10 protein-coding genes and 1 pseudogene are annotated in these 12,790 nt (G+C 56.1%); 8 read left to right on the top strand and 3 right to left on the bottom strand.

The window, feature by feature from the left end; all coding sequences use genetic code 11:
• Window positions 1-103: 103 nt before the first annotated feature.
• Both aphA and FY206_RS01630 read left to right on the top strand, forming a co-directional pair.
• Entirely contained in the window at window positions 104-817 is a 714-nt protein-coding gene (aphA, locus tag FY206_RS01625; protein ID WP_032644707.1) for an acid phosphatase AphA, read from the top strand.
• 163 nt (window positions 818-980) lie between these two features.
• Window positions 981-1,335: pseudogene (locus FY206_RS01630) on the top strand (MmcQ/YjbR family DNA-binding protein).
• Between the two features lie 3 nt (window positions 1,336-1,338).
• Here FY206_RS01630 and uvrA read toward each other — a convergent pair.
• Window positions 1,339-4,161: an excinuclease ABC subunit UvrA gene (uvrA, locus tag FY206_RS01635; protein WP_032644709.1), complete on the bottom strand. Its 2,823-nt coding sequence runs from the start codon at window positions 4,159-4,161 to the stop codon at window positions 1,339-1,341.
• 250 nt (window positions 4,162-4,411) lie between these two features.
• Between uvrA and ssb1 the strand changes: the two genes are divergently transcribed.
• On the top strand, window positions 4,412-4,942 hold the full coding sequence (gene ssb1, locus FY206_RS01640; RefSeq protein ID WP_006177466.1) for a single-stranded DNA-binding protein SSB1: 531 nt from the start codon (window positions 4,412-4,414) through the stop codon (window positions 4,940-4,942).
• Between the two features lie 62 nt (window positions 4,943-5,004).
• Here the strand turns inward: ssb1 and FY206_RS01645 are convergent, their stop codons facing one another.
• Window positions 5,005-5,286 (bottom strand): YjcB family protein, encoded by a 282-nt coding sequence (locus tag FY206_RS01645; RefSeq protein WP_032644710.1) that lies wholly within the window; start codon window positions 5,284-5,286, stop codon window positions 5,005-5,007.
• Between the two features lie 559 nt (window positions 5,287-5,845).
• Between FY206_RS01645 and FY206_RS01650 the strand changes: the two genes are divergently transcribed.
• Complete coding sequence (locus FY206_RS01650) at window positions 5,846-7,411, top strand: EAL domain-containing protein (RefSeq protein WP_032644711.1); 1,566 nt, start codon at window positions 5,846-5,848, stop codon at window positions 7,409-7,411.
• A 6-nt stretch (window positions 7,412-7,417) separates the two neighbouring features.
• On the opposite strand, the gene soxS is transcribed toward FY206_RS01650, so the two are convergent.
• The gene (soxS, locus tag FY206_RS01655; protein WP_008503387.1) at window positions 7,418-7,744 is read right to left on the bottom strand and encodes a superoxide response transcriptional regulator SoxS; all 327 of its coding nucleotides are present in this window, start codon (window positions 7,742-7,744) and stop codon (window positions 7,418-7,420) included.
• 98 nt (window positions 7,745-7,842) lie between these two features.
• On the opposite strand from soxS, the gene soxR reads away from it, so the two are divergent.
• From soxR to FY206_RS01675, 4 genes are all read left to right on the top strand, one after another.
• Window positions 7,843-8,301, top strand: coding sequence for a redox-sensitive transcriptional activator SoxR (gene soxR, locus FY206_RS01660; RefSeq protein WP_023331806.1), 459 nt, complete (start codon window positions 7,843-7,845; stop codon window positions 8,299-8,301).
• 373 nt (window positions 8,302-8,674) lie between these two features.
• Complete coding sequence (locus FY206_RS01665) at window positions 8,675-9,346, top strand: glutathione S-transferase family protein (protein WP_032644712.1); 672 nt, start codon at window positions 8,675-8,677, stop codon at window positions 9,344-9,346.
• A gap of 295 nt (window positions 9,347-9,641) precedes the next feature.
• On the top strand, window positions 9,642-10,991 hold the full coding sequence (gene ghxP, locus FY206_RS01670; RefSeq protein WP_032644713.1) for a guanine/hypoxanthine transporter GhxP: 1,350 nt from the start codon (window positions 9,642-9,644) through the stop codon (window positions 10,989-10,991).
• Window positions 10,992-11,141: 150 nt separating this feature from the next.
• The gene (locus tag FY206_RS01675; RefSeq protein WP_032644714.1) at window positions 11,142-12,788 is read left to right on the top strand and encodes a Na+/H+ antiporter; all 1,647 of its coding nucleotides are present in this window, start codon (window positions 11,142-11,144) and stop codon (window positions 12,786-12,788) included.
• Window positions 12,789-12,790 lie beyond the last annotated feature (2 nt).

A 12,790-nucleotide genomic window follows, 5' to 3' on the forward strand; every position in this document is an offset into this window, starting at 1 on the left:
CAAAAACTCCTTCCCTTCACCTCCCGCTGGGGTTATGGTCGGATAGTTTTTTGACCATTCGCTCAAAATAAAACGATAACAAGCTGAATATTCAGGGGAAAATATGCGCAAGATCACACTGGCGCTCAGCGCCGCCTGCTTATTGTTCTCACTTAATAGCGCCGTCGTCGCCCGTGCTTCGGCCCCGACGCCGCTTTACACCGGCACCACCGCCGCCATGCTTGCCGAGCAGGCGCCCATTCACTGGGTTTCCGTGGCCCAAATCGAAAACAGCCTGATGGGCCGTGCGCCAATGGCCGTGGGCTTTGACATTGACGATACCGTGCTGTTCTCCAGCCCCGGCTTCTGGCGCGGTAAGAAAACGTATTCACCGGACAGCGAAGCGTATCTGAAGAACCCGGAGTTTTGGGAAAAAATGAATAACGGCTGGGACGAGTACAGCATCCCGAAAGAGGTTGCCCGCGCGCTGATTGCCATGCACGTGAAGCGCGGTGACAGCATTTATTTTGTGACCGGCCGCAGTCAGACCAAAACAGAAACCGTCTCTAAAACCCTGCAGGATGATTTCCAGATCCCGGCTGCCAGCATGAACCCGGTCATTTTTGCCGGCGACAAAGAGGGGCAAAACACCAAAACCCAGTGGCTGGAGAAGAAAAATATCAAAGTATTCTACGGCGATTCGGATAACGACATTACCGCCGCGCAGGACGTGGGAGCCAGAGGTATCAGGGTGTTACGCGCCTCTAACTCAACCTATCGACCGCTGCCGATGGCCGGAAAGTTTGGCGAAGAGGTGATCGTCAACTCCGAGTACTGAGTCCCTGGCAGCGTGTTTGACTCTTTTTTAATCAAATCTCGCTGCCGCGGGTTTTACCTTTCGTCTTCTTGCTGCACACTTAGAAAGATTCGTCTTTCATCATGGAGCATCGCATTCACGGTGGTTCGCGTAAAATTATCGCCACGCTACAAGGGGAATAAAGATGACAATTTCGGAGATACTTCAGTACTGCATGAGCAAGCCCGGCGCGGAGCAGAGCGTTCACAGCGACTGGAAAGCCACGCAGGTTAAGGTGGGTGATGTGCTGTTTGCGATGGTGAAAGAGGTGGACGGCCGTCCTGCGGACGTCGCTGAAAACCAGCCCTGAACTGGCGGATTTGCTACGCCAGCAGCATGATGACGTGAGGCCGAGCAAGCATCTCAATAAGGCGCACTGGAGCACCGTCTATCTGGATGGAACGATTCCAGGCTCTCAAATTTACTACCTGGTGGACGCGTCCTATCAGCAGGCGGTTGAGCTGCTGCCGGAATCCACCCGACAGCAGCTCTCCGTGTGACAATTACAGCAACGGCTTAAGGAAGCGCGCGGTGTGCGAGGCTTCGCACTCTGCAACCGTCTCTGGCGTACCGGAGACGAGAATTTCACCGCCGCCGCTGCCGCCTTCCGGGCCGAGATCGACAATCCAGTCCGCGGTTTTAATCACGTCCAGGTTATGTTCGATGACCACGATCGTGTTGCCCTGATCGCGCAGCTGATGCAGCACGTCGAGCAGCTGCTGGATATCGGCAAAGTGCAGGCCGGTGGTCGGCTCGTCCAGAATGTAGAGCGTCTGGCCGGTGCCGCGTTTTGACAGCTCGCGCGCCAGCTTCACGCGCTGGGCTTCACCGCCGGACAGCGTGGTTGCCGACTGCCCCAGACGAATGTAGGTCAGGCCGACGTCCATCAGCGTCTGCAGCTTACGCGCCAGCGCAGGGACGGCGTCAAAGAACTCGCGCGCCTCTTCGATGGTCATGTCCAGCACTTCGTGGATGGTCTTACCCTTGTACTTAATCTCCAGCGTTTCGCGGTTATAGCGTTTGCCTTTGCACTGGTCGCACGGCACGTAGATATCCGGCAGGAAGTGCATCTCAACCTTGATCACGCCGTCGCCCTGACACGCTTCGCAGCGGCCTCCGCGCACGTTAAAGCTGAAGCGTCCCGGCGTATACCCGCGAGAGCGCGCTTCCGGCACGCCGGCAAACAGTTCACGTACGGGCGTGAAGACGCCGGTATAGGTCGCCGGGTTAGAGCGCGGGGTTCGGCCAATCGGGCTCTGGTCAATGTCGATAACCTTATCGAAATGCTCCAGCCCCTGGATGTCGCGGTACGGCGCAGGCTCGGCCAGCGTCGCGCCGTTCAGCGCCGTCTGCGCAATCGGGAACAGGGTATCGTTGATCAGTGTCGATTTACCGGAACCGGACACGCCGGTGATACAGGTAAACAGGCCAACCGGCAGCGTCAGGGTGACGTCTTTCAGGTTGTTGCCGCGCGCGCCGGTCAGCTTCAGCACTTTTTCCGGGTCGGCCTCCACCCGCTGTTTCGGGACTTCAATCTTGCGCTTGCCGCTCATGTACTGGCCGGTCAGCGACTCGGGCACCGCCATAATGTCTTTCAGCGTCCCTTCCGCGACCACCTGACCGCCGTGGACGCCTGCGCCCGGGCCGATGTCGATGACGTGGTCAGCCGCGCGGATCGCATCTTCGTCGTGCTCGACCACGATCACCGTGTTGCCGAGGTTGCGCAGGTGAACCAGCGTGCCGAGCAGACGCTCGTTGTCGCGCTGGTGCAGGCCGATGGACGGCTCATCCAGCACGTACATGACGCCGACCAGGCCCGCACCAATCTGGCTGGCCAGGCGGATACGCTGGGCTTCACCGCCGGAGAGCGTTTCTGCCGAGCGGGAAAGCGTCAGGTAGTTCAGGCCGACGTTCACCAGGAACTTCAGGCGATCGCCAATCTCCTTCAGCACTTTTTCGGCAATTTTCGCGCGCTGGCCGGAGAGCTTCAGGTTGTTGAAGAAGTCCATCGCGTGGCCGATGCTCATGTCCGAGATGGTCGGCAGCGCCGTGTTTTCCACAAACACGTGGCGCGCTTCGCGACGCAGGCGCGTGCCCTCGCAGGTGGCGCAGGAGCGGTTGCTGATGAACTTCGCCAGCTCCTCGCGCACCGCGCTGGACTCGGTCTCTTTGTAGCGGCGCTCCATGTTGTGCAGCACCCCTTCGAACGGGTGGCGACGCACGGAGGTATCGCCGCGATCGTTCATGTATTTGAACTCGATGTTCTCTTTACCGGAACCGAACAGGATCACTTTGTGCACGTTCGCACTCAGGCTCGCCCACGGCGCTTCAACGTCGAACTTGTAGTGCTCTGCCAGCGACTTAAGCATCTGGAAGTAATAGAAGTTACGCTTGTCCCAGCCGCGAATGGCCCCGCCCGCCAGCGACAGCTCCGGGTTCTGGATCACACGGTCCGGGTCGAAATACTGCTGCACGCCCAGGCCGTCACACGTCGGGCACGCGCCCGCCGGGTTGTTAAAGGAGAACAGGCGCGGTTCCAGCTCGCGCATGCTGTAGCCGCAAATCGGGCAGGCAAAGTTGGCGGAGAAGAGCAGCTCTTCCGCTTTCGGGTCGTCCATGTCGGAGACCACGGCCGTGCCGCCGGAGAGTTCCAGCGCCGTTTCGAACGATTCCGCCAGGCGCGTGGCGAGATCGTCGCGCACCTTGAAGCGGTCAATCACGACTTCAATGGTGTGCTTCTTCTGCAGTTCCAGCTTGGGCGGATCCGACAGGTCGCACACTTCGCCGTCGATACGGGCGCGGATATAGCCCTGGCTTGCCAGGTTTTCCAGCGTTTTGGTGTGTTCGCCCTTACGCTCTTTAATGATCGGCGCCAGCAGCATCAGGCGTTTGCCTTCCGGCTGCGACAGCACGTTATCCACCATCTGGCTCACGGTCTGTGCCGCCAGCGGGACGTCGTGGTCCGGGCAGCGCGGTTCGCCAACGCGTGCATACAGCAGACGCAGGTAGTCATGGATTTCGGTAATGGTACCGACCGTTGAACGCGGGTTATGCGAGGTGGACTTCTGCTCAATAGAAATAGCAGGCGACAACCCTTCGATATGGTCGACATCCGGTTTTTCCATCAGCGACAGGAACTGACGCGCGTACGCAGAGAGCGACTCAACGTAACGACGCTGTCCTTCGGCATACAAGGTGTCGAAAGCCAGTGAGGATTTGCCAGACCCCGAAAGCCCGGTCACGACAATGAGCTTGTCGCGAGGGATTATGAGGTTGATATTCTTGAGATTGTGGGTGCGGGCGCCCCGAACTTCGATCTTATCCATTCACCTTTCCCGGTTGGAACACGGATTGCCTGGTTTGTTTGAAGGACAAACGGCTGTCAGAAACGGCTAATTATGACACAATTTGACCTGTTTGAATATACAGTATTGGAATGCATTTTCTGATTCGCTGTGTAACAATGTCGAGTTGCGGGAGAACTCTGGAACGTGCTACGCAACTATCAAAGTGCAGCATGGAAATGGTACACTCGCGCGTTTACACTATTAAGAAACGTATTCAGGAGACACGAACATGGCCAGCAGAGGCGTAAACAAGGTGATTCTCGTCGGTAATCTGGGCCAGGACCCGGAAGTACGCTACATGCCGAGTGGTGGCGCAGTTGCCAACATTACGCTGGCTACTTCCGAATCCTGGCGTGATAAAGCGACCGGTGAGATGAAAGAGCAGACCGAATGGCACCGCGTTGTGCTGTTTGGCAAGCTGGCCGAAGTGGCCGGTGAGTATCTGCGTAAAGGTTCTCAGGTCTATATCGAAGGCCAGCTGCGTACCCGCAAATGGACCGATCAGTCCGGCGCTGAGAAGTACACCACTGAAGTGGTGGTGAACGTGGGCGGCACCATGCAGATGCTGGGCGGCCGTCAGGGCGGTGGCGCACCGGCAGGTGGTGGTCAGAACCAGCAGCAGGGCGGTTGGGGTCAGCCTCAGCAGCCGCAGGGCGGCAACCAGTTCAGCGGCGGCGCGCAGTCTCGTCCGCAGCAGCAGTCTGCTCCGGCACCGTCTAACGAACCGCCAATGGATTTCGACGACGACATTCCGTTCTGATTTCCGCGTGCTTGAAACAAAAAACCCAGACTCTCGTCTGGGTTTTTTTATTCCATCAGGGATCAGGTAATCACCATCGGCCAGTCTGGTGGCGTGTGGCTCATCGCCTCAACCATCACCACTTTAATATTTTCCCAGACGGCAGCGATATCCACCAGGGTGATCCCAAGCAGACCCGTTGCAAACCAGCAGGCAGCCCCCAGACCCAGCAGGGTGCTGATCACCGCAAGACCGGCATAGTCAGATTTACGAAACTGAATGTTCAGCGTGCTGGCTAAAAACATCAGTACCGCACTCAACAAAGGCCAGCGCAGGAGAACCATGCTGGTAGTAATGGCTGCCATAAATCCATCCTCTACAAAACAGACGACCTGAATGAAACGGTGTTTCTCGTTACAGATTATGTGTGAACTATATCACATTTGTTGATTTATTCGCCAGTGTCTGAGCAATCAAAAAAGAGGATTTTATTCCTCAGGAAAGAAGATTGCGCAGGCGGACCCTGCCTTCAACGCGTGAGGTGACGGATCGACAACGTGCCGTAAACGCCCATCGGGCAAGTGGCGATAACTCAAATTCGGTTTTTATTAGAAGGGTATTATTCGCAGCCGAACCTGAGAATATTGCGGTAAAGACTGATTATTTATAAATCAACAATGGTCTGTTGTGTTATCTTCGCGCCAGCCCTGGTGGGTTGGATAATTATTTCCCTTAATTGAAACGGAACGAATACTCACAGTTTAACTTACGGGAAAATATTATCGTCATAACGAAATTTAAGAATTTTAATACTAAAAGTCAGTTGCTAACTTCGCATGATTCATGCAACGTAATCACCTGTTTAACAAAGCATCCGGCCTTCATTACTACAGGCGTACAACATGCAGGGATATAGGGCGGGAAATGAATCGTAGCGCGCGGCGCAAAATGCTCAGGGTGGTAGGGATCATCATGGTAGTTATGCTGCCGGTGATGCTTGCGCTATGGTTTGCCCAGCTGCGTGCCGTGTCGGAAACAAGCGCCCAGCTACGCACATTTGCTGAACTGGCTTTAGACAAAACTGAGCTTGTTATTCAACAGGTTGACCTGGCGCGGGACGAGGCTGAAAAATATCAGGGTGAGCTTTGTACGCCGGGACACCGTCAATATATGCTGAACGTTGTTCGTGGCCGCCTGTTTGTCGCCGATTTAATTTACGCTGAAGGCGAGCATTTTCTTTGTTCGACCGTTTTTACACCGGATCGCCCCTACGCCATTCCCGCCGCTAATTACACGCGTAAACCTGATGTCGCTATCTATTATTATCGCGATACCCCATTTTATACTGGCTATAAAATGACATATATGCAGCGTGGAAATTATGTGGTGGTCGTCAATCCGCTTTCATACAGTGAAGTCATGTCTGCGGATCATTCTCTTTCATGGGGGGTGTATGACACGGTAACTAACGCTTTCTTTTCCGTCAGCCAGAAAGCCAATGTTTCTTTATTAAATTCGATGATTCGGGATAAGGAATCGGTATTTCAAAAAGATAACCGTTTCTATACCGTCGTGAAATCGCCAAAACGGCCTATTGCCGCTATCGTGTCGACGTCAAATAAACGTTTTTATGAAACGCTCTATCATCAGGCGACGCTGACGCTGCCGCTGGGGATGATTTGCAGCATTATTATTTTGCTGGTCTGGTCTCGCACCCACCGCGAGCTTAATTCGCCGGGGCGTCTGCTGCACCGGGCGCTGAACAAACGCCAGCTTTGCCTGCATTATCAGCCGATTATTGATATTAAGAATAACCAGTGCGTGGGGGCAGAGGCATTGTTACGCTGGCCGGGTTTTAACGGACAGGTGATGAGCCCGGCGGAGTTTATTCCGCTGGCGGAAAATGAGGGGATGAGCGAGCGGATTACGGACTATGTCGTTGAAGAGGTATTCAACGATCTGGGCCATTTCCTGGCCGAGCATCCGCATCTCTATATTTCGATTAACCTGTCGGCGACGGATTTCCACTCCTCGCGGCTGATCGCCATGATTTCCGACAAGGCCCGCCACTACGCCGTCCGCGCGCAGCAAATCAAAATCGAAGTGACGGAACGCGGTTTTATCGATGTGCCTAAAACCACGCCGGTGATTCAGGCCTTCCGGCAGGCGGGGTATGAAGTCGCCATCGATGATTTCGGAACCGGTTACTCGAACCTGCACAACCTCTACTCGCTGAACGTGGATATTTTGAAAATCGATAAATCGTTTATCGATACCTTAACGACCAACAGTACCAGCCACCTGATCGCCGAGCATATTATCGAGATGGCGCAAAGCCTGCGGCTGAAAACCATTGCGGAAGGGGTCGAGACGGCAGAGCAGGTGAGCTGGCTGTTGAAGCGCGGCGTTCAGTTTTGTCAGGGATGGCACTTCGCGAAAGCGATGCCGCCCCAGGAATTTATGACCTGGCAGCAGCAGCCTTTGCACTGAGGGTGATTAATTCAGCTGATGGCGATAGTCGCTCGGCGTGCGGTCAAACTCGCGGCGAAACACGCGGGAAAAGGTTTGTTGCGACACATAGCCCAGATCCATCGCGATATCAAAAATCGGCCGCTGCGTTGAGCGTAGCGCCTGCGCCGCCAGCAGCAGCCTGCGCTGACGAATGTACTCACCCAGCGTCTGATGCATGACCGTACGGAACATTCTCTGTAAATACCATTTCGAATAGCCCGACTTTTTCGCGACCACATCAATGTTCAACGGTTGGTCGATATGGTCATCAATCCATTCAATAAGCGTCTGAATAATCTGCTGATGCGACATAAGGTTGCCCCTCTGTAGATACAACTATCTCGGTTAATTCGTCGTTTTCTCTGCGGGGGAGTATAATTCCTCAAGTTAACTTGAGGTAAAGAGGTTTTATGGAAAAGAGATTGCCGCGCATTAAAGCGCTGTTAACCCCCGGCGAAGTGGCAAAGCGAAGCGGCGTGGCGGTATCGGCGCTCCACTTCTATGAAAGCAAAGGGTTAATTAAAAGCATCCGTAACGGCGGCAACCAGCGTCGCTATACCCGCGACGTGCTGCGCTACGTGGCGATTATTAAAATTGCGCAACGAATCGGAATTCCCCTGGCTACGATCGGCGAGGCATTTGGCGTGCTGCCGGAAGGCCACACGCTGAGCCCGAAGGAGTGGAAAGAGCTGTCGTCCCAGTGGCGTGAAGAGCTGGACAGGCGTATCCATACGCTGGTCGCCCTGCGTGACGAGCTGGATGGCTGCATTGGCTGCGGCTGCCTGTCGCGTAGCGATTGCCCGCTGCGTAACCCCGGCGACAGGCTGGGCGAGCAGGGGACGGGGGCGCGGCTGCTGGAAGAGGATTGAGACGGTGCGGTCTGTTTGTCGGGTGGCGGCTGCGCCTTACCCGACCTACAAACCGAGAACGTAGGCCGGATAAGCGAAGCGCCACCCGACAAAAAGCAAAAGCATAAGAAAGAACTAAAGCGCCACAAAGGGCGCTTTAGTTTTTCCCGGTCTTTGTCTTTCTCTCTATCCCGCTGGTTCACGGGAGGGTTTCCCCCGACATCAGCACCCCTCAGTGTCGAGCTGGTTGGGGAGGTTCCGGATTGTGCTGACACTTTAAGTCTATGCAAGGCCCGTTTTTTCGCCAGCGGCGCTGACCGGTTTTTAGCCGAATTTTTTTCGCGGTGTTGTTCAATTTTCTATAGTTAAAAAGTATGAATAACAGGAGAAAGCCATGCTCACGGTACACCACCTTAACCAGTCGCGCTCGCACCGCGCGATCTGGGCGCTTGAAGAACTCAACCTGCCTTATGAGATCGTTCACTACCAGCGCGAAAAGAACATGCTGGCACCGGAGGCGCTCAAAAAGGTGCATCCGTTGGGCAAATCACCGGTCATCGAAGATAACGGACTGATCCTTGCGGAGTCGGGCGCCATTCTGGAGTACCTGCAGGAAACGTACGACGCCGAGTCACGCCTTAAGCCTCTGGATCCGGCGCATAAGGTGCAGTACCGCTTCTGGCTGCATTACGCCGAAGGCTCGCTGATGCCGCTGCTGTTAATGAAGCTGGTTTTCAACAGCCTCGGCAAGCCGCCGGTGCCGTTTGGCCTCAGAACCCTGGGCAAAGCGCTGGGGCAGGGCGTGCAAAAAGCGTATCTCAACCGTCAGCTGGAAACCCATGCGCGCTTTATTGAGTCGCATCTTGCTAAAAACAGCTGGTTTGCCGGGGATTCGCTCAGCATGGCCGACATTCAGATGAGCTTCCCGATCTTTGCCCTGCTGGCGCGCGGCGGTATCCACAACCTGCCGCATACCCAGGCATGGAAGACAAAGGTCGAGACTTGCCCCGGCTGGCAAAGAACCCTGGAGAAAGGGGGGCCGTTATCTATTCCCGGTGAGGACTGAAAATGTAAACAAATTGCGCATAGACGATAACGTTTGCGCATCCTCTGTTTATTTCTTCAGCGTCATAAGGGAATTTTAGCGAAAAACGATAAAGTTCAGTTGAAAAGGGCGGGGATTAGGCTAGATAATCGTTTGCCTTAATTTGACCACCCGTTTGTAAGCGCGGAGCTAAACGTTTGCTTTTTTTGTGACGCCCTTTCGTCACAAACGCAACACAAGGATTTGACGTTCAGCTGGCAGTGGCGTCTCCACCTCGCTTACGGACTTTCTAAAAAACTCTCAGGGGATGTTTTCTATGTCTACGCCATCTGCGCGTACCGGCGGTTCACTTGACGCCATGTTTAAAATTTCGGCTCGCGGCAGCACCGTGCGCCAGGAAATCGTTGCCGGTTTGACAACGTTTCTGGCGATGGTTTATTCCGTCATCGTTGTGCCGGGCATGCTGGGCAAAGCGGGCTTCCCGCCAGCGGCTGTGTTTGTGGCGACCTGCCTCGTGGCTGGCGTGGGGTCCATCGTGATGGGCCTATGGGCGAACCTGCCGCTGGCAATTGGTTGCGCCATCTCTCTGACCGCGTTCACCGCGTTCAGCCTGGTGCTGGGCCAGCACATCAGCGTACCGGTTGCGCTGGGTGCCGTGTTCCTGATGGGTGTGTTGTTTACCGTGATTTCAGCGACGGGCATCCGCAGCTGGATTTTGCGCAACCTGCCGCAGGGCGTGGCGCACGGTACCGGTATCGGTATCGGCCTGTTCCTGTTGCTTATCGCCGCCAACGGCGTTGGTCTGGTCATCAAGAATCCGCTGGACGGTCTGCCGGTCGCCCTCGGTCATTTCGCCAGCTTCCCGGTGATCATGTCGCTGATCGGTCTGGCGGTGATTATCGGTCTGGAAAAACTGAAGGTCCCGGGCGGTATTCTGCTGACCATTATCGGCGTTTCCATTATCGGCCTGATTTTCGATCCTAACGTCCACTTCTCCGGCATTTTCGCCATGCCGTCGCTGAGCGATGACAAAGGCAACTCCCTGATTGGCAGCCTGGATATCGTTGGCGCGCTGAACCCGGTCATCCTGCCGAGCGTGCTGGCGCTGGTGATGACCGCCGTGTTTGACGCGACCGGTACCATTCGTGCGGTGGCCGGTCAGGCGAACCTGCTGGATAAAGACGGTCAGATTATTGACGGCGGCAAAGCGCTGACCACCGACTCCCTGAGCAGCGTCTTCTCTGGCCTGGTGGGCGCGGCGCCTGCGGCGGTGTATATCGAATCCGCAGCGGGTACGGCGGCAGGCGGCAAAACCGGCCTGACGGCGATCACCGTGGGCGTGCTGTTCATGCTGATCCTGTTCCTCTCTCCGCTCTCCTATCTGGTTCCGGCGTATGCGACCGCGCCAGCGCTGATGTACGTTGGCCTGCTGATGCTGAGCAACGTGGCGAAAATCGACTTTGCGGATTTCGTGGACGCGATGTCTGGCCTGATTACCGCGGTCTTCATCGTGCTGACCTGTAACATCGTGACCGGCATTATGATCGGCTTCGCGTCGCTGGTGATTGGTCGTCTGGTCTCCGGTGAATGGCGCAAGCTGAACGTGGGCACCGTTGTTATTGCCGTTGCGCTGGTGGCGTTCTACGCGGGCGGCTGGGCAATCTAAGTTGTCCTTTGATGCGAAAACGGGTGGCTCAGGCCGCCCGTTTTTATTTTCAGGACTCATCCTGTTGCCTTTTGCGTTACTCTGGGGAAGATAGAATAAAAGGCACGACGCCTTCCGGAGTACATAAGCAACACAGCAAACAGGGAACGCATGGAAATCTTCTTCACAATACTCATCATGACCCTTGTGGTCTCGCTATCCGGGGTGGTTACACGCGTACTGCCCTTTCAGGTCCCCCTGCCATTAATGCAAATTGCCATCGGCGCGCTGCTGGCGTGGCCGACGTTTGGCCTGCACGTGGAATTTGACCCCGAACTGTTCCTCGTGCTGTTTATTCCGCCGCTGCTGTTTGCCGATGGCTGGAAAACGCCCACGCGCGAATTCCTTGAGCACGGGCGAGAGATCTTCGGCCTGGCGCTGGCGCTGGTGGTGGTCACCGTCGTCGGGATCGGTTTTCTGATCTACTGGACGGTACCGGGTATTCCTTTAATACCGGCTTTTGCGCTGGCCGCCGTGCTGTCGCCAACCGATGCCGTGGCGCTGTCCGGCATTGTGGGTGAAGGCCGCATTCCGAAGAAAATCATGGGGATTTTACAGGGTGAGGCGCTGATGAACGACGCCTCCGGCCTGGTTGCCCTGAAGTTTGCCGTGGCCGTTGCGATGGGCACGATGGTCTTTACCGTCGGCGGTGCCACCCTGGAGTTCTTCAAGGTGGCGATTGGCGGTATTCTAGCGGGCTTCGTGGTGAGCTGGCTGTACGGCCGCTCGCTGCGCTTCCTCAGCCGCTGGGGCGGCGATGAGCCTGCTACCCAGATCGTACTGCTGTTCCTGCTGCCGTTCGCCTCCTACCTGATTGCTGAACATATCGGCGTGTCGGGCATTCTGGCGGCAGTGGCTGCAGGGATGACCATCACCCGTTCCGGCGTAATGCGCCGCGCGCCGCTGGCCATGCGCCTGCGCGCCAACAGCACCTGGGCAATGCTGGAGTTTGTCTTTAACGGCATGGTATTCCTGCTGCTGGGCCTTCAGCTGCCGGGCATTATGGAATCCTCGCTGGTGGCGGCCGAAGCCGACCCGAATGTGGAAGTCTGGATGCTGTTTACCGACGTCGTGCTGATCTACCTGGCGCTGATGCTGGTGCGTTTTGGCTGGCTGTGGACGATGAAAAACTTCAGCGTGCGCTTCCTGAAGAAAAAGCCGATGGAGTTCGGCTCGTGGACAACGCGTGAGCTGCTGATCGCCTCCTTTGCGGGCGTTCGCGGGGCGATCACCCTTGCCGGTGTGCTCTCCATTCCGCTGCTGCTGCCGACGGGCGACGTCTTCCCGGCGCGCTACGAGCTGGTCTTCCTGGCGGCGGGCGTGATTCTGTTCTCCCTGTTTGTTGGGGTGATTATGCTGCCAATTTTACTTCAGCATATTGATGCCGGTGATTCGACCCAGCAGCATAAAGAGGAGCGGATTGCCCGGGCGGCCACCGCCGAAGTGGCGATTGTCGCGATCCAGAAAATGGAGGAACGTCTGGCCGCGGATGCGGAAGAGAACATCGACAACCAGCTGCTGACGGAAGTGAGTTCCCGGGTGATTGGTAACCTTCGCCGCCGCGCGGACGGGCGTAACGATGTGGAAAGCTCGCTGCAGGAAGAGAACCTGGAGCGCCGGTTCCGCCTGGCGGCGCTGCGCTCAGAGCGTGCCGAACTTTACCACCTGCGCGCCACGCGCCAGATCAGCAACGAAACGCTGCAAAAGCTGCTGCACGATCTGGACCTGCTGGAAGCGCTGTTGATAGAGAATCAGTAGCG

The organism is Enterobacter chengduensis (genome assembly GCF_001984825.2).
Lineage (GTDB): Bacteria > Pseudomonadota > Gammaproteobacteria > Enterobacterales > Enterobacteriaceae > Enterobacter > Enterobacter chengduensis.